Source organism: Pseudomonas rhizophila (assembly GCF_003033885.1).
GTDB classification, from domain to species: Bacteria; Pseudomonadota; Gammaproteobacteria; order Pseudomonadales; family Pseudomonadaceae; genus Aquipseudomonas; species Aquipseudomonas rhizophila.
In genome coordinates this window covers 397,233-414,899 of sequence record NZ_CP024081.1, presented here as the reverse complement: position 1 = coordinate 414,899, position 17,667 = coordinate 397,233, and the positions used below count along the sequence as shown (strand labels likewise).

Below are 17,667 nucleotides of genomic sequence, written 5' to 3'. Positions count from 1 at the left end.
CCAACCAGAGGCCAAATCCCGATGGATCTATTCGACGCGATGCAGATGTTCGTGCGAGTGGTAGAGCGCGGTTCGTTCTCGGCGGTCGCCCGGGAGCTGAACCTGGGTCAACCAGCGGTCAGCAAGCAGATCCGCGCGCTGGAACAACACCTTGGCGGTGCGTTGTTTGCCCGCAGCACTCGCCATCTTGCGCTGACCGACCAAGGCCAGCGTTTCTATATCCACAGCAAGGAAATACTCAGCAGCCTCGACACGGCCCGGCTCAGTTTCACCCGTGGCCAGGAGCAGATCGCCGGCCCTTTGCGTGTGGCCGCCCCGGTGAGTTTCGGGCGGCTGTGCATTGCGCCCTTGATGAGGGAGTTTTTGGCGCGCCATCCACAGGTTCAAATCGACCTGAAACTGAACGACCAAAATGAAGATGTGCTGAAAGAAAACATCGACGTCGCCATTCGTATCGGCGTGGTGAAAAACGAAGGGCTGGTCGCGGTTTCCCTCGGCGATAGTCCGCGCCGGGTGTATGCCGCTCCCGCCTACCTGCAACAACACGGCACCCCGCTGGAGCCGGCGGATCTTGCCCGCCACAATTGCTTGGGCTTCACGCTGCTGGAGCATTACGACGTTTGGCGTTTCGACCAGCAGGACAAACAGCACCGCGTGACGATCAAGGGCAATGTCACCAGCAACAGCAGCGAGGCAATTCGCGAGATGGTTCTTAGCGGGCTGGGCATTTCGCTTTCACCGCAGTGGTTATTCGCCGCGGATGTTCGCCAGGGAACCGTGTCCAGCCTGCTGGAGGCTTATCAACCCGTAGCGCTGCCCATCAGCGCCGTGTTCAGCCAAGACCGGCGCCGCTCGGCAAGAACTCGCGCCTTTGTGGATTTTCTGCGCGAGCGTCTTTGAGCAGCCGGTTATGCGTAACGAACCTGACTGATATCAATCGCCACCAGCAATTCCCCCTCCACCGCCTGATCGTCCGCATCCCGCCGATACGCCCGGCGCTTGCTGGGCATGCACAGCCCATCGGCCTTGATGTAGTCCTCCACATACTGGGCCGCCGGCAGGCCACCGCTCACGTCCACGGTGTAATCATGCCGGCGCAGCAGATAGTCATCGCCAAAGTAGAAGTCCTGGACCGGGCAGTGAGTGGCGAGGGTGTCCGGGAAGTTCACCCGCAAGCGGCGCCAGACCTGGCCACCTTCCTTCCAGGGTTCCAGCTCCTGGCTGGTGACACCCGGAAAAGTAAACAGGAACGGCATGGTCAGGTAGGACCAGAGCGCATATCCATTGAAGTAGGCACGGTGAAGCGGATCCCACGGAGTGGTTTGCTCGTGCTTGAAGAACGAAGCCCTGGGGTCCGAACGCTCAGCGATCACTTTGCCCTCGGTGGTTTCGATGGCGATGCGATCAGGCGTGAAGGCGGTGCGCTGGTTCAGCGCACCGAACGGCATGACCGAGGCGCGCTGTTCATGCAGCCAGACAGTCATCTGCCGTGGAGCATTGTCTTGCGTTAACCCCTTCATGGCCCACAACGAACCGCCGGTCACAAGAGTGACCTGGACAGTGTTGAAAGTGTTCCAGCGCTCGAGACCGCCGTGGGCAATCAGGACTTGTTCCAGCAGGTCGTGCTTGTGCGCCTTCATGATGGCCGTCCTCCTCAAGTTGGAAACGGGGTCATTCATGAGTGTAGTCGTGCACCTGGGGCAGAGTCCTTACGATTCACAGGCCAACGAGGCCTGCGCGGTCTTCGAATGCCGGGCGGGAAAATACGCCGCCGCAGCCACACCCACCGCGCCCATCACCACGCAATACCCCACGCACACCCATGGGCTCCACGGCATCAGTGCGATCAGCACCAAAGGCGTCACGCTGGCCCACAAGGCATAGGCAATGTTGTAGGTGAACGAGATGCCGGACACGCGGATTTTCGGCGGAAACAGGCTGACCATCACCGATGGCACCGCACCGACCACGCCGCAACCCAGGCCCGCCACAGCGTAGGCCAGGCCCAGCCAGGCGCCGCCGCTGATCAGGCTGGCGTAGAGCACGGCGATGCCCATCGGCAACAGCAGGCTGTAGAGCATGACAGTGCGCCAGGCGCCGATGCGGTCGACGATGAGGCCGGCCAGAACGCAGCCGATGTTCAGGAAGACGATGCCCAGGCTGCTCAAAGCGAACGTGTGACTAGGGGTCATGCCGAAACTTTTTTGCATCACGGTCGGGGTGATGACCACGAACACCACCACGGCGGACGTCAGCACGCAGGTGAGAATGGCGGCGGGCAACAAGGCGTGGCGATGGTCCCGCAGCACGGTGCGTAGCGGCAGTTCCGTCGCGCCCTCGCGCTTGGCTTGCAGGGCCATGAAGATCGGCGTTTCGCTCAGCCAGCGGCGCAGCCAGACGCCGATTACACCGAAGACCCCACCCAGCAGGAACGGCAAGCGCCAGGCGTAATCGAGAATTTCTGCTGCAGTGAATATCTGCGCCAGCGCCGTGGCGGTCAGGGCGCCCAGCAAATAGCCGAAGGTCAGACCAGCCTGGAGGAAACCCAGCGCGTAGCCGCGATGCTGCAGCGGTGCATGTTCGGCCACGAACACCCAGGCGCTCGGCACTTCGCCGCCCACCGCCGCGCCTTGCAGGATGCGCAGCGCCAGCAGCAGCAACGGGGCGAAATAGCCGATTTGCGCGTAGGTCGGCATCACGCCGATAAGCAGGCAAGGCAAGGCCATCATCAGGATGCTCAGGCTGAACACCCGCTTGCGCCCCAGGCGATCGGCGAAGTGCGCCATGAGGATGCCACCCAGGGGCCGTGCCAGGTAGCCGGTGGCGAAAATCCCGAAACTTTGCAACAGGCGTAGCCATTCGGGCATTTGCGGCGGGAAGAACAGTTGGCTGAGCACCAGGGCGAAGAAGACGAAGATGATGAAATCGTAGATTTCCAGCGCGCCACCCAGGGCGGCGAGGCCCAGGGTTTTGTAGTCGGATCGGCTGAATCGGGCGTCTGGCAGATGAGTTGTGGCAGTCATGGGCAGATTTAAACAAGAAAAGTTTTTGAGAAGGACGGTTCAGGCGTCTTGGCCGTCGTCCATGGGCTGTGCCGGTGGTTGGTCTGGCTCAGCGTCTTCGGCCTCTTCAGCAGGCAGGAAATCCTTGCGGCTCTGGGCGATGGCCCGGCGTATTTCGTCGCCTTTGGTGGGGCAGTTCTTGAGGCGGGCGATGCCGTCGGGTTTCTGCGTCATCGCCATCCTCCGGTATGAATGAACAGGGGCTCGATAGTGCTCGCTTTTGGCGCGTGATGCCAATTTTGTGGTTGAGGGTTGCTGCCCGACCCAGCGGGAGCAAGCTCCCTGGCCACAGGGAGCTGTTGCTTGGGTTAGCGGTGGTAGCGACGCACTACGCTACTGTTGCGCAAGACGTGACCGTTGATTCTTTCCATCAGTTGAGGGCGTGTGAGGCCGGCTGGCAAGGCGTGCGGGGGCAGGTCGAGCGCGTATATCTGAATCAGGTAATGGTGAGCGCTGTCGCCGATAGGTGGGCAAGGGCCTATATAGCCGCGGGTGTTTTTACTGTTGGTACCGCTTACGCCTTCAAGGGCGGACTGGGTGCCCATGCCGGTCGGAATATGCCGCGTGCTGGCCTTGATGCCGTAATGAACCCAGTGGTCGACTCCCTGGCCTTTCTGGCCGTCCGGGTCGTGCATGACAATGGCGTAGCTGAGGGTGCCGGGCGGGCCCGCTGTCCAGCTCAAGGCCGGGGAAATGTTCTTACCGCCGCAGTTGTTGGCGTCACTGGCGGCCGCCGCGGTGAACAGCCGGTTATCCGACACACCTGGCATGCTGAGGGTGAAACGTTCCTGAGCCTGGGCCGCCCCTTGTGCGCACAGCACGAGGGCGATGGCCGCCAGCCAGGGAGTAAGGGAAGTCGATCGAGTCATACCGGGCACCTTATGCAGATCAGGCCATGGACGGCCTGCGAACTATAGCCGCAGCGCCTGCCAGGTTTCAGTGACAATTACGATGAACTTCGAATCCGCCACATCGATCTGCGTTGACCGTGATTCGCGACATCACCCATCCCCCTGTGGGAGCGAGCCTGCTCGCGATGGCGATGGTTCAGTTGGCATCCATGTTGACTGAAATACCGCTATCGCGAGCAGGCTCGCTCCCACATTTTGATTTGTGCTGACCGTACTCTGTGGGAGCGAACGCGGCGTTTTGAAGGAAATCTCCGAGGAACTGGAAAGCAACAAGATCAACAATCACAGCCTGCGGCAGCGCTTACACCGAGTGATCGACCGGCAGGTGAATCACCCGGGGCCTTTCCAGCGGTGCCAGTGGCGGCGGTTGCAGTTCCGGGCTCAGCAGATGGAAATGCGCCACGACGTGGCTGATATCACCGTCCTGGTTGTTATGGATGATCTTGGAGCCGGGCCGGCGCAACGTGTCCAGACGCGCGTCGGTCAATTTGAAGCTTTCGCTCAAGCTTTGATCGTCCACCACCGGCGCTGGCAGCCGACGCTGGGCGAAGCTGCGGCTTTTGCGCTGCTGATAGCGCGCCCAGGTAATCAGGATCACCGCGTTGACCAAGGCGATCCAGCCATATATCTGCAACGTCCCGAGCGTGTCCATGAGCGAGCCACCGAGGCGCGGGCCTGCCTGGCTGTCAAACAGGGGCCAGAGCCCGTTGACCAACAGATACAACAGCCCCAGCCACGCCAGCACGGTAAAGAGCGCATCGATGACCACCAGAAAAGGTCTTTGTCGGGTCCTGATAATTTTCATCGGATCACTTCCTCTTCTTCGTCATCGAACGGTTTGATGCCGCGATCCGGGCTGACCCAGCGCGCGCGTTTCTGATGCTGCCCGAACAGCACTTTCGGGAAACTCACCAAGGTGGTGAACAGACTGATCAGCCAGAACACCAATGGGTACCACACCACCCAGAACATGATGTGCCACAAACCTTTTTCGTAGCGGCGATCGATCAGGATGCTCACCGCGAACTGCATCAGGCACACCACCGCCAACAGCAACCCGGTGAAGGCCGGTGGCATGAGGTGATCGACCGCGATGGCCGCTGGCATTTCGACGAATTTACCGGCGCCCCAGAAGATCACCGACAGCAGGAACGTGAACGCCCAACCGGTGGACAGGCAATATTCGAACAGCAGCGGCCACAGGTAGCGGTGGCGGTATTGCCAGATGCCGCGGATGTTCTTGAACAGCACTTCGGCCCCGCCCTGGGCCCAGCGCAGGCGCTGCCGCCACAGGCCGCGCAGGGTTTCGGGCATGAGGATCCAGCACAGGGCACGGGGTTCGTAGAAGATACTCCAGTGGTCCAGTTGCAGCTTCCAGCTGATGTCGATGTCTTCGGTGATCATGTCCGGGCTCCAGTAGCCGACCCGGTGCAGGGCCGTACGACGGAAGGCGACGATCACACCGGAGACGGTGAAGATCCGCCCGAAGACGCGCTGGGTACGCTTGATCAAGCCAATGATCGAGGAGAACTCGCCAACCTGCACCCGGCCGATCAAAGTCGAACGAGTACGGATACGCGGATTACCGGTCACTGCACCGAGGCGGGCATTGTCCAGCATCGGTGCCACCAGGTAGGCGCAAGTGTTGGGTGCCAACAGCGCATCACCGTCGATGCACACCAGGTATTCACTGCGCGCCGCGATGGCGCCCATGCGCAGGGCCACGGCCTTGCCCTGGTTTTCCGCCAGATGCAGCACGCGCAGGCGCGGGTCATCAGCCGCCAGTTGGTCGAGCACTTGCGCGGTGTTGTCTTTCGAGCCGTCGTTGATGGCGATGACCTCGATGTTCGGGTAATGCTGGCCCAGCGCGGCGTGTATGGTATCGGCGACGTTGTCGCCCTCGTTGAAGCACGGAATCAGAATGCTGATCAGCGGTTCCCCGGCCAGCGGCGGCGGCAGGGTGTCGTCCTTCCACGGCCAGTGACGCTCCCAGTGCAGCCAGAAATACAGGCCGCCGGCGATCCACAGCCCGGACATGAACAGCGGGTAAAAGAACACGAAGTCCATCAGGAATTGCCCGGTGACCAGGAAGATCAGGCCCAGGGGCACCCCAAGGACGATCGCCAGCACCAGCAGGGCGAGCAGTCTGTCGAGCATGTCAAGGATTCCACTTGTTGGAGAGCGCCGGCCGCACGGTTTTCACAGCGGGCTGGTCTTCGATGAAGTTGTCCGGGTAGTAGCCGAAACTGGTCACGCCTGAACGCTTGAGGCGTCCCATCCATTCGGCCAATTGTTCGCCGTCGATGTCGCTGACCGGTTTGCTGTGCCAGTCACGGGCCTGCAATTCGAACACCGTGCGCTTGAGCGCACCGGGGCGGGCCTTGACGGTCTCCACCAGGCGCTCAAGCCAGGGACCGGATTGCTCGCGGGTCTGCTTTTCCATCAACGGCATGGCCATCGGGGCCGTCCAGTTGTAGGCGCCAAGAAAGTCGTCCAGGTTCTGGGCGAACCAGGCTTCGCTTTCGGGATTGAGCATCGGTTCGGCAAAAATATTGCGCGCTGTCAGCACCTGCGGGCCACGAATCGCGCGGACCTTGGCAGTGAGCTCGTGGGTGAAGTCGATCAGGTAGCGGCTCTTGAAACGAGTCCAGCGCTGCATCGCCGCTGGGTCGTCCCGCAGGGCGGCGATGGACGTCGGCAGGCCGTTGGCGGCATAGACTTTCAGGGCGGCGGGGCCGGCGTCCTCGAAGTCAGAAAACACGGCGTCGTCGTGGTACAGAACGCCGTCCACCGAACTCATCCGCGCCAGGTCTTCGTAGATTTCGCCGATGACCCGCCGCACGCTCGGATCGAAGGGCGACAAACGTACGTACTGATCCGGGTCCACACCCGTGCGGCCGGTTTCCGGGTCCCAACGTTGTACGCGGGGCAGTTTCGAATCCAGGCCAAAACTGAGCACTGGCATCCAGGCGAAGACCTTGGCGTTGGCCCGGGTTTTCAGTTGCCACGCAACCCGATCGAACAGATCGGCCCGTACCGGCAGATGACGGTTGGGAAAGTACAGCGAATGCACCAGACCATCACCTTTCGGATCGGCAAAGGCTTGCAGGAAAACGGTGTTGGCGCCCAGGTCGTAAATGCGCTGGATCAGCTTGCCGACATTGGCTTCCTGCTGCACAGGATCCGGGTCATAGACGTAATCCAGGTCGACATGGACCACCCGCAACGGGTCCATGGTCTGCACGCCGACGACGCTCTCGGCGAAGTGCGCACCATCCGGATCGGAGGCCACCAGAAAACGCGGGCCACTCATCAGGTTATTGAGGCTGTCCAGACCATCTTCCAGAGTCAGGGCCATTTGGTAGCCTTCGCTGCCAATCACCTGCAAGGCGGTGCCATCGGCGGCACCGTAGGGCCAGACCCACACGCGCGGACTGTAGCCGGTGACCTTGCGGATCTTCTCGGAAATGGCCACCACGTCCTTGCGCTGGCGAGCCTGGAAATCAGCTTCGCTTTCATAACGACCGGTGGCGGGATCGTAGCGCCGGGTCGTCGCCGCCGGTTGCAGGTTGCCTTGCGGGTTGGCCAGTACCCCTTTGTGATTGGCGTCGGTGTGGGCGGCGATTTCCACCAGGCCCGATTTCGAGACCTCGCGAATTTGCTCCCAGGTCAAAAACTCGGAGCGCTTGCGCGGCACTCCAGCGAAGTCCACCGGCTGGTTCGACGGCGTGTCGATCCAACTACCGACCGGGGCCAATAGCGCCGGCCAGTTATAGGCGCGCAGGATCGGCATGACGCGGGTGTAAAAGCTTGAGTAACCGTCGTCAAAACTCAACAACACCGCCCGCGGCGGCAGTTCCGGGCCACCGTTGCGAGCGGTGATGATCTGGTCCACGGTTACCGGCTGGTAGTTGTTTTCCCGCAGCCAAGCCAATTGCTCGATCAGGCGTTCGGTACGCACGGCCACGAGCGCCTGGTCGGGGTCGCGGTCTTCCACGTCGTGATAGGCGATGCCGAGCACATGGTTTTTCGGCCACGGGGCGTCGTTGGCCGCCAGCGGGCGCTGTGAGGGCGCTGTGAACGCCGGGGCTTGCTGGGCACAAGCGCTGATCAGCAAGACCCCCAGCAGAAGGATGAATCGCGAAATGACAGGCATCTTCAAACTCTTCTAGAAGCGGTAGGTGAGGTCGACAAGCAGGCGCAGATCGCTTTCGCGGTCGCCGTCATAGGGGCGGTTGAGCCAACTCAGTGCGGCACCTGCCTCAAGCACGTCGTTCCAGATAAAACGCTGGCCGTAGCTGAGCAGGCCCATGGCACCGGTGCTGTGGTCGCGCTGGCTGTAGGTACCGGCGCCGGCCTGGAACTGCTGACTCCACGTCGTTTCGTAGCGGCGGTACAACACATGATTGGCGCTGACGGTCGGCATGACGCTCAGATCTGACTTGGGGTTGAAGTAGGGGACTTCGTCAGAGCCGCTGTTGCGACTGGCACCCACTTCCAGGCCCAGCTCCACTTGCAGCCGCGGAGCGCTGTAAATGCCTTCGCGACCGGTGAGCAGGGTTTCGAGACGGTTGTTACCGTCACTGAAATGCGATGGGCTGACCGCCAGTTGCCACTCCCGGCTTTCATGGGCACGCCAGCGAACAAAACCACTGCCGCCGTTGGCGCGGATACCGCTGTTGAGCGCCCGCAGCGGGGTGGCGGCCGAGAGGTAATCCAGGCTGCCACCGTACTGCCAGTGATCGTTGATGTCCCGGGCCACGGCCAGGCGTGCCCCCTGCTTGTCACCGGAGCCGTACGAGTGGTTGGAGACTTCCGCTTCCAGCGTCATGTCACGGGTGCGGCGCTCCACACCCAGACGCTGCCAGCGATGGTGGCCGGTGCCTTCTTCGAAATCACCGGTGGCGTAACCGACGCCACCGAATAGCCGCCAGTCTTCATTGATGGGTGGGCTGTAGAGCAGCGTTTCAATGCCGAAGTCGCGACTACCGGTGACTGCACCGGCATCGCCGCTGCCGCCGCCATAACTCTTGCCGGTGTAGGCTTCGATACGCAGTTCAGCCATGTCGTGCACTTCGCGCTGGCGTTGCAGGCGTTTGACGTGGGCGTTCTCCGGGTACCGGGCGACCACGTCATCGGTCAGCGCGTCCATCTGCCGCCACTCCTGCAGATCCATGGCGGCGCGGGCCTGGGCGACTTCCAGCTCACGGTTACGCGGGGTCGTGGTCTCGACTTCCTTGAGCAGGCTTTCAGAACGTCGCGGCCATTGCCGGGCCTGATACAGATCAGCCTGGGCCAGTCGCAACCCGATGTTGCCGGGGCCTTGATTGACCAGGGTCGCCAGACGCGTCTCGGCGGTGGGCAGGTCGGCGCCATATGTGCCGGCCTGAGCGGCGAGTTGTTGTGCGTCCATCCACTCGTCATTGGGGTTGCCGATGGGCAGCCCCTTGAGCTCGACGCGTGGTTGCTGGGATTTGGCCAAGTCTTCAGCCAGGGCACGGGCCTCTTCGGATTTTTCACTTTCCAGCAGTGCGTAGTAGAGCGCGGTGCTGTCTTCGAAGCGGTCCGCCGGATCGGCATCAGGTGCCGTCAGTACCCGGCGGTACAGATCGACGGCAATCTCCGGTTCACGCTGCTCCAGATAGGAGGACGCCACCCAGCGCAAGGCATAGGTGGGAATGGCAACCCCTTCGGCGAGCAGCCTTTGGTATTCAGCAATCACTTCAGCTCGTCGAGCACGGGCGTTCAGGGCGCCGATGCGGTCGATGCGCCAGCGCAGTACATCGTCATGAGCCTCGGCCACCGGAGTCCAGGTGGCGAGCAGCTTGTCGTAATCGGCCAGGGCGCGGTCTGCGATAACGAAGCGATCCTTCTCGCTGCGGCTGGCCATGTCCGCCAGGCGCACCCGTTCAGCCGCAACATCGCCCTCCAGTCGCCGCTGCACGCCCTGATCGATCAACCCGGGTTGCAGACGAGCCAGGCGCAAGGCCGGCTCAGGCAAGCGGGCACGTTGCAGCGCAATGATGTATTCGCGGGCGACCTCAAGATTGTTGCCGGCGCGGGTAAAGGCCTGGTCGTATTCGAACAGCGCCTCGTGTGGACTGTTGGCACGGGTCAGGGCATAACCCAAGGCCAGTCGACGCGTCGGGTCCTCAGGTTTGGCTGCGACCATGGTCCTGGCACGACTGACTGCTTCGTCGGGTTTACCGGCGTCGGCCTGGGTTAAGGCCAGACCCAGTTGCAGATGGGGATTCTGAGGTTCGACGATTAAAGCCTGGCGATAGAGCGCGGTGGCCGAGTCCCAACGCTTGAGATTGCGATAGGCACGTGCCGTTGCAGTCAGCGCCGCAACGGGCAGGTCGCGATAGCGGCCTTGGGCTTCATAGACTTTCACCACCTCGGCATCGAAACCGGCCCAGCTGGCAATCTGCAGATGGTCACTGATTTGCGCGGTGCTGGCCTGATCGACCGGGACCTGGCGCAAGGCGGTCAATGCAGGCGTGTAATGGCCGGCGCGAGCGTCATGCACCATCTGGTCATAGGCGGTATCGGCAAACGCCAGCACCGGCCAGCACAATTGGCTGCACAGCGCGAGGCGAAACAACGGGCGCAAACCACATTGAATAAAGGGACCCACAGTACGCGGCATTCGTCAGCATCCTTACATGGCCAGCCGGGTCGCAGTGCCCCCTTGCCCATCAAACAGGAAGCCGGATCAAAGGAATCCAGCCAAGCTCTAATGGACCTAGTTTTGCACTCTGGAGCGGGTCGTTTTCCAAAACGCCATAATTCTTCAGAATCGATGCAGATTTTCGCGGGCAAAAAAAACCGGCCTGTGCGCAATGCACAGGCCGGGCTTTGGATGTTGCTCCAGTCGATTACTGGATGGTTACGCCGCCACCCAACTTGTTCATCACAAACGCGGTGAATTGTTCGACTGTCATCTTCTGACCGTTGAAATCAACTTGATTGTTGGCGTAGTGCAGCTTGGTGACCACATCGTTGCCTTCAAGCGTTGCCAGCTCTGTGCCCACCGCCATCGCGCTGAACATATCGCTGGTGGCAGTGGCCTGATCGGCGATCAACTTGGCGTCGGTCTGGCCTTCCATTTTCGCCTGCACGGTCAACAGATCAACCAGCATCGGCTTGGAGACTTTCAAATTGAAATCCAGCAAGGCGAGCAACTGACGACCCAGTTGATCAGGCGGCAGGTCCATGGATTGCGGCTTGGTAAGGTCGATGACCAGCGTCGCGCGGCTTTCGCCATTGGCTGTAGTGAACGACAGATTCTCCAGTGCCACTTGCGGGCCGCCGGCCAGGAGTTTTTCCAGGTCGGCCTTGACCTGCGCCTCCTCAGCCTCGCTCAGCACCAGCTCTGGCGCTGGCTCACCGGCTGCTGCCGCTTCAGCCGCCGCCTGCTCGTAGGGTTGCAGCTTGGTTTGATAGACCTGCATGAGCGACATGGTGGCCGGGATGTCCAGGTTCTTCAGGCTGACCGCCATCTGCGCAGAACCGATAGCCTTATCGTTGAAGGACAACTCACCGACCTTGTAATCAGCACGCCCCGATGCGCTGGTGCCATTTTCGGTGCTGTTGTTCTTCATTTCGAAGTTCTTCAGGCCCAAGACCGACTTCTGCTCACCAAAAGTAGTCTTGCTGTTGCTGAGCATCAAAACGTTATCACCCATGTAATAACCATAAGTGCTCTTGCTCAGGTTGCTGGCGAGCGTCAGGCCGTTGAGCTCGACTTGCACCGGCGTCTGGTCTTCAGCAACAGTGGTCAGCTTGAAGCTGTCCATATAACCGTCAGCCTTGATTTTCTCTGCCTGGGCGCTGGAGGCCAGGTCGATCTTCAGACCAGAGAAACTGAGCTGGGACTGTTCATCCAGCTTGGTGTCCAGGGGCAGCAACTCGAACGTGCCGTGGGTCGACTGGTCGTAGCCCAGGTTGACCACACCTTTGAGCGGCGACTTGTCCTTGGCAGCGACGAACCATTTCTCGGTCAACGGCGTGCGTTCAAGTTCGGTGTGGCTGGTAGCCATGACCGGCAACCATTTGAGCGTCATCAGGCGCGAGAACGGCAGCGGGCCATGTTCGATGTTGTCGACGAACAGCAATTCAACCGGTTCATCACCAAACATCTCGCCTTCACCTTTGAGGCGATAATGGGCGGTGCTGCTGAAAGTCCCACGGTCCAATGACACCAGCTCGATCGAAGCCGTGCCATTTGACCCGGCCAGGGCCGTTTGCATTTGCTTGTTGCTGTCGGCAATGGCGGTTTGCAGCACTCCTTCGAGTTTCGTTCCGGTGTACCAGGCGCCACCCGCGCTGATTGCACCGACGACCACAACGATTCCCAGAAGTACGCTTGCTGATTTATTCATGAGTGATCCGATCAATATCCATGGTTGAAAAAGCCGTCGTCTTCCCTGACACCGCTAAGGGTGTGGCTCGACGCCGCGAAGTGGAGGGAGATTACCATCAGGCATGCCAGCGGGCCCAATGTTTAAAGGGGGGAAGCGTTTTCTTGAGAGAGGGTCTACGAATATTGAACTTCAATCTCATCGAGTTGATGGTCGAACGTCTTCAGCCGTGCCGTCCAGGTGTACACCAACACTTCGAAATCACGATTGATCACCGTCGCGCCCGATGAGTCCGCGCGAGGATCGCAGAAGTCCAGTTGATAGCGCTCCCGCGCCATAGCGTTAGCGACGTCGCAGAGCTCACGAGCGTTGTTCAGCCAATGCCAGTCGTCTTCGGCGACCTGTTTGTCCAATGCCGCACATTGGGTCTTCAAGGCCTCGAGACTTTTTTCCAATGGAGTACCGGTGAGTTCACCCATGACTTCCTGGAATGTGCGGCCAGGCTGCCAGTAACTGCCCCAGAAGTAACGATCGAAGACCGTTTCGACCCGGCGTAATGCAACCTTGGTATCCCAGATCAGCACCAGAGTCTTGCCCTGCTCAAGATGCTTTTTTTTGATGCGTTGGCCTTGGAGCGATGCCCAGGCCACGATTGCGATGGATATCACACCGATCAGCGCAGCCGCGCTATCGAGGAAGATCAGTGCTTTGTCGATCTGGTGAGTCAGCATGACGCCATAGAAATAAGTGGCCGAAAGCAACACCAACGCTGCGAGGGCGCACCAGAAGCCAGGAGCATAAGGGTTTTTCATTATTGGAATCCCCATGACCAGTGACGTCGCGGGCCATTTTTCAGATGCCCCGACTATCACAGCATAGCAATGGCCACAGGGTTTGCCGTGTGTGGCCAGCAATCATGAGGGGCGATCCGATTACCGGCCCAAAACGACAGAACCCCTGTCTGCATCAGCAGACAGGGGTTCTGGGAATTCAATCTTGACGATGACCTACTCTCACATGGGGAAACCCCACACTACCATCGGCGATGCATCGTTTCACTGCTGAGTTCGGGATGGGATCAGGTGGTTCCAATGCTCTATGGTCGTCAAGAAATTCTGTGACCGGCCCGTTCAACAGTAACGTGCCAGCGAAAATCGATAACTTCTACTAAAACAAAACCCCTACCTGCGTCAGCAGATAGGGGTTTCGGAATTTAATCTTGACGATGACCTACTCTCACATGGGGAAACCCCACACTACCATCGGCGATGCATCGTTTCACTGCTGAGTTCGGGATGGGATCAGGTGGTTCCAATGCTCTATGGTCGTCAAGAAATTCGGTAGCCAGCGCGTGCCTTGCGGTCACGTTCCAGCGAATGGGTATGCGATAGGTTTGTGTGTTGTGCGAACTTTCGGTTCATAGCGTCTTCACACACCGCAATCTGGTGCCCTGTATCGGGTCAGCAAATTGCTTGGGTGTTATATGGTCAAGCCTCACGGGCAATTAGTATGGGTTAGCTCAACGCCTCACAGCGCTTACACACCCCACCTATCTCCTGCACAGCATGAGTCGTAAAGGTGAGTGCTGGGACAACGCCCCGATGGAGCGTTTCTTTGGGAGCCTGAAATCAGAGTGGGTGCCAGACGATGGCTACAGCTCGGAGCATGAAGCCCGCGTGGATGTGCAACGTTATGTGATGCGATACAACAACGTCAGGCTCCATAGCTACAACGACTACCGGTCGCCGGTAGCCATGGAGAAACTGGCGGCGTGAAACCTTAACTGGTGTCCAGAATTACTTGACCAGTTCAGGCTCGCTCCCACAGGGATTTGTGGTGAATGCGATACCTGAGAACAACTCGAAAAAAATGTGGGAGCGAGCCTGCTCGCGATGGCGGTGGACCAGCTTGCATCAGCGTTGGATGTACCACCATCTTCGCGAGCAAGCTCGCTCCCACAGTTGGATTGAAGTACTGCCACCGGAGACAGGTCGGCGATAAGTGCTCCCACACAATGCTTCCGCTCGGCGCTAGCGCGGATCGACGATATCCAACGCCCGGTTCGCCAACAATTCACTGAGTTCGATCATCTGCTGGACTCCCAGGGCGAAATGCCGACGCGAGCCTTCCAGGTCGAAGGTCAGGTCGCCGAGCATGGCGTTGGCGGAGGCTAGGGTTTCGCTGAGGTTGGCTAGGAGGGTTTCGGTGTCTGCGCTCTCCGCGACGGAGAACAGTTGGCTTGAGGGTTGTTTCTTCTTGGGTTGGGGCTTGGGGTCGAGATAATGGTCGATGGCGCGCTTGGCGGCTTCATCGAGTTTTTGGGGATCGAGACCGGCGTGGGGTGATGAGGGATCAGTTTCGGGGGGATTGGGTGTGGCTTTGAACATAGGGTGACACTCCGTTTACTGGTTGGAGCTACCACGTTCGTTTCCAAGCGAGGGGGTGGCAGCCGTACGCAGGTTGGAAAACCGGGGTAAACGAGCCCGACAGACCCGAAGGTCTCCCGCGCACAGCCGCCATAACGAAAGCATGGTCAAAAAACGACCGCAAGCATACGTTATGAAGGGCGCTTTCGCGCCGTCTACTTATCGGATTTCCAAGCCCGGCCGCTGAATTTGCAGCGACGGAAAAAGACTAGCGACAGCCCTTCCCACCCGGCAACCGCCAGAGTTCGTCGGAAAAATCTACTGCAGCCCGGAGGCCTGTCCGACCATTCCCACAAACCCTGGTCGGCTGTCAGGCCGCCATCGCGAGCAGGCTCGCTCCCACACTGGTTTCGGTCGTTTATAAGATCAGTGCCCACCGCCAATCTTGTGGGAGCAAAGCTTGCTCGCGATAGCGGTGAGTCTGCTTGCATCAATGCCGAATGTACCGCCGCCTTCGCGAGCAAGCTTTGCTCCCACAGATCCTGCTCAAACAAATCGGATGGGTGTACACCCGCTAAAACCAGGCCGGCTATCAGGCCGCCTCGCGGTGGAGGTTGATCTTGGGCGCCCCGTTAACCACGCTGGCCGAACGTAGGTATTGCGTAGTGGGCACCTCGGCATGGATGCCGAGGTAGCCGCGCTGGGCCATGGATGGCCCTTCGCGGCGGGCCCACGGAGCAATGCCTTCGTTCGGGCATGCCGAGCCTAGGCGAGGCACCGAGTGGTGGGGCAGAAGCGCTTTGGTTACTTTCGCGCTTTTCGAAAGTGACCCGCCGTAAGGGCGGAACCATAAGTGGCCGTTACCGCAGCAATGGATATGTACCCGGTCAACAACATCCTGGCCGGCTGTAAGGCCGCCATCGCGAGCAAGCTCGCTCCCACAGTTGGGCCGAACTTAATACCCGTTGGAGCCATAGTCCGGGGTAAACGCAAACCCAACCACCCGCTCAACCCCCGTCTCCAACCGCCCATCCGGCAAGAGCCGCAACCACCGATACCCCGGCGCCTGCCCCCCCACCGCAAAATCCTCACTCCCCGGCTCAAACTGAATACAGGTCGAAGGCGAAGCCAACAAACGAACCCCCTCACGCACCTGATCAACCTCCTGATGCACATGCCCCCACAGAACAGCACGCACCTGAGGAAACCGATCCAACACCGCAAACAGCGCCTCAGGATTACGCAACCCAATCGGCTCCATCCACGCACACCCAATCGAAACAGGATGATGATGCAGGCACACCAAGTGATGTCGCTCCGGCGCCTCGCTCAAAGCATTGGCCAACAGAATCAATTGCTCCTCGGCCAAAAACCCCGGCACAGAACCTGGCACGGCAGAATCGAGCATCGTCACCCGCCAATTGCCAATGTCCACCACCGGATCGAGCAACGTACTCTTGACCGCCGCCTCAAGCATCACCTGCGGCTCATCATGGTTACCGGGAATCCAACGCGCCGGCGCGTCGATACGCGCACTCAGCTGCCGAAACGCCTCATAGGACTGCAGCGTACCGTCCTGGGACAAATCCCCAGTGGCAAGCATCAGATCGATGCTCGGCTGCTGCCTGAGCACCAAGTCAATGACCGCCCGCAGGCTGTCGCGGGTGTTCATGCCCAGCAACGAAGCGTCGGCCTCGGCAAACAGGTGACTGTCAGACAGTTGGACCAGCAGCGCCGTATCGGCGGTGGTCAAGGTGGATACGCTCGGCAAATCGCTCTCTCCCAGGCGCGACTACGCCATTGGATGAAGCGGCAATTATGCTGGGGAAGATCGAAAGGGGAAACCCGCGAACCGGAACCGGTTCACAACCAGTGTCCAGTTTTTGACCGGCAGCTACCGAACAACCTCGAATTCGTGGCCCAGCGCCAGGCAATGACTCAGCCATTCCCCCAGAAACAGGTTCAACTGGGCCTTTTCATCCGGTTGGTGCATCGACGCATTGGGATAAGGATAGATGCCGCGAAAACGTCGCGCATGTTCGGCGCTCACGACTTCGGCCATGCGCGCATCGTGATAGACCTGCACTTCCAGTTGCGGCACCGGCAACCAGGGCAGGCTGTGTTCCTGGCGCACTTGCAAGGTGGTGGTGTATGGGCAAGTTTGCAGCACTTCAATGGCCAGCACGCCGAGCATCTGGTCGCCATGGGTCACGGCGATGCGCCGGGGCGCGGGGTCGTTGCGCATGTCCGGCAACAAGCGCATCAGGCGGGCGTAGTTGGCCTCGCAGGCGGCCTGCAACCCGACCAGATCGACGCGATAACGGTCGCGCAGCTTGCTTAAGACCATAGCCCCCTCACTTCATCGCGATTCAAGGCCAGCCATTGCAAGGCAATGATGCTGGCCGCGTTGCAAATCTGCCCGTCGCGCACTGCTTGCAAGGCATCTTCAAAAGCCCAGACCTTCACACGAATGTCCTCGGCTTCTTCCACAAGCCCATGCAGGCCACCTGCCCCCGCACTGTCGCAACGCCCCAAATAAAGATGCACGAATTCATTACTGCCGCCCGGCGATGGAAAATACTTGGTCATCGGCCAGAGCGCAGCGAAGACAAGCCCAGCTTCCTCCTGCGCTTCGCGATGAGCAACTTCTTCCGGTTGCTCGTCCTTGTCGATCAGGCCGGCCACCAGTTCCACCAGCCAGGGGTTGGTGGTCTTGCCAATGGCGCCGACGCGAAACTGCTCGATCAGTACCACCTCATCGCGTTGCGGATCGTAGGGCAGCACGCACACCGCGTCATGACGCACGAACAGTTCACGGCTGATTTCACGGCTCATGCCACCGGCAAACAACTCGTGGCGCAGGTGGACGCGATCGAGTTTGTAGAAACCCTGAAAGCAGTTTTCACGCTTTACGATGTCCACGGCGCTCGGTGTGGCGTTGGCGAAATCGGTCATGACAGTCCTC

At 60.0% G+C, this 17,667-nt stretch carries 16 protein-coding genes and 2 rRNA genes; 2 read left to right on the top strand and 16 right to left on the bottom strand.

Going from position 1 to position 17,667, the window contains the following annotated elements:
• Positions 1-21: 21 nt before the first annotated feature.
• Positions 22-900 carry a LysR family transcriptional regulator gene (locus CRX69_RS01905; RefSeq protein ID WP_107321442.1) on the top strand — a complete coding sequence of 293 codons (879 nt, stop codon included), beginning with the start codon at positions 22-24 and terminating at the stop codon, positions 898-900.
• Positions 901-908: 8 nt separating this feature from the next.
• Here CRX69_RS01905 and CRX69_RS01900 read toward each other — a convergent pair whose 3' ends face one another.
• The 12 genes from CRX69_RS01900 to rrf (CRX69_RS01845) form a co-directional block, all read right to left on the bottom strand.
• Positions 909-1,640: a hypothetical protein gene (locus tag CRX69_RS01900; RefSeq protein ID WP_047230319.1), complete on the bottom strand. Its 732-nt coding sequence runs from the start codon at positions 1,638-1,640 to the stop codon at positions 909-911.
• 69 nt (positions 1,641-1,709) lie between these two features.
• Positions 1,710-3,023 (bottom strand): MFS transporter, encoded by a 1,314-nt coding sequence (locus CRX69_RS01895; RefSeq protein ID WP_107321441.1) that lies wholly within the window; start codon positions 3,021-3,023, stop codon positions 1,710-1,712.
• A 39-nt stretch (positions 3,024-3,062) separates the two neighbouring features.
• A complete protein-coding gene (locus CRX69_RS27640; protein WP_171061296.1) occupies positions 3,063-3,236 on the bottom strand; it encodes a hypothetical protein in 174 nt (57 codons plus the stop codon).
• A gap of 134 nt (positions 3,237-3,370) precedes the next feature.
• On the bottom strand, positions 3,371-3,931 hold the full coding sequence (locus CRX69_RS01890; protein ID WP_047230321.1) for a YbhB/YbcL family Raf kinase inhibitor-like protein: 561 nt from the start codon (positions 3,929-3,931) through the stop codon (positions 3,371-3,373).
• Between the two features lie 343 nt (positions 3,932-4,274).
• Positions 4,275-4,778, bottom strand: a complete 504-nt coding sequence (pgaD, locus tag CRX69_RS01880) for a poly-beta-1,6-N-acetyl-D-glucosamine biosynthesis protein PgaD (protein ID WP_047230322.1) — start codon at positions 4,776-4,778, stop codon at positions 4,275-4,277.
• Complete coding sequence (gene pgaC, locus CRX69_RS01875) at positions 4,775-6,130, bottom strand: poly-beta-1,6-N-acetyl-D-glucosamine synthase (protein ID WP_076383117.1); 1,356 nt, start codon at positions 6,128-6,130, stop codon at positions 4,775-4,777. The genes pgaD and pgaC overlap by 4 nt, the downstream gene beginning before the upstream one ends.
• 1 nt (position 6,131) lies before the next feature.
• The gene (gene pgaB / locus CRX69_RS01870; RefSeq protein WP_047230324.1) at positions 6,132-8,129 is read right to left on the bottom strand and encodes a poly-beta-1,6-N-acetyl-D-glucosamine N-deacetylase PgaB; all 1,998 of its coding nucleotides are present in this window, start codon (positions 8,127-8,129) and stop codon (positions 6,132-6,134) included.
• A 12-nt stretch (positions 8,130-8,141) separates the two neighbouring features.
• Positions 8,142-10,622, bottom strand: coding sequence for a poly-beta-1,6 N-acetyl-D-glucosamine export porin PgaA (gene pgaA / locus CRX69_RS01865; RefSeq protein ID WP_107321439.1), 2,481 nt, complete (start codon positions 10,620-10,622; stop codon positions 8,142-8,144).
• Between the two features lie 229 nt (positions 10,623-10,851).
• Positions 10,852-12,357, bottom strand: coding sequence for a YdgA family protein (locus tag CRX69_RS01860; RefSeq protein ID WP_107321438.1), 1,506 nt, complete (start codon positions 12,355-12,357; stop codon positions 10,852-10,854).
• 155 nt (positions 12,358-12,512) lie between these two features.
• Positions 12,513-13,148 (bottom strand): hypothetical protein, encoded by a 636-nt coding sequence (locus CRX69_RS01855; RefSeq protein WP_047230327.1) that lies wholly within the window; start codon positions 13,146-13,148, stop codon positions 12,513-12,515.
• 182 nt (positions 13,149-13,330) lie between these two features.
• Positions 13,331-13,446, bottom strand: a 5S ribosomal RNA gene (gene rrf, locus CRX69_RS01850).
• Positions 13,447-13,553: 107 nt separating this feature from the next.
• Positions 13,554-13,669 (bottom strand): 5S ribosomal RNA (gene rrf / locus CRX69_RS01845).
• A gap of 232 nt (positions 13,670-13,901) precedes the next feature.
• On the opposite strand from rrf (CRX69_RS01845), the gene CRX69_RS01840 reads away from it, so the two are divergent.
• A complete protein-coding gene (locus CRX69_RS01840; RefSeq protein WP_420821197.1) occupies positions 13,902-14,111 on the top strand; it encodes an integrase core domain-containing protein in 210 nt (69 codons plus the stop codon).
• A 255-nt stretch (positions 14,112-14,366) separates the two neighbouring features.
• Here the strand turns inward: CRX69_RS01840 and CRX69_RS01835 are convergent, their stop codons facing one another.
• From CRX69_RS01835 to CRX69_RS01815, 4 genes are all read right to left on the bottom strand, one after another.
• Positions 14,367-14,723, bottom strand: a complete 357-nt coding sequence (locus CRX69_RS01835) for a DUF6124 family protein (protein WP_047230571.1) — start codon at positions 14,721-14,723, stop codon at positions 14,367-14,369.
• 934 nt (positions 14,724-15,657) lie between these two features.
• Complete coding sequence (gene cpdA, locus CRX69_RS01825) at positions 15,658-16,473, bottom strand: 3',5'-cyclic-AMP phosphodiesterase (RefSeq protein WP_107321436.1); 816 nt, start codon at positions 16,471-16,473, stop codon at positions 15,658-15,660.
• A 123-nt stretch (positions 16,474-16,596) separates the two neighbouring features.
• Positions 16,597-17,049: a DUF1249 domain-containing protein gene (locus tag CRX69_RS01820; protein WP_047225883.1), complete on the bottom strand. Its 453-nt coding sequence runs from the start codon at positions 17,047-17,049 to the stop codon at positions 16,597-16,599.
• Positions 17,040-17,657 (bottom strand): NUDIX domain-containing protein, encoded by a 618-nt coding sequence (locus tag CRX69_RS01815; protein WP_076382912.1) that lies wholly within the window; start codon positions 17,655-17,657, stop codon positions 17,040-17,042. The genes CRX69_RS01820 and CRX69_RS01815 overlap by 10 nt, the downstream gene beginning before the upstream one ends.
• Positions 17,658-17,667: the final 10 nt, after the last annotated feature.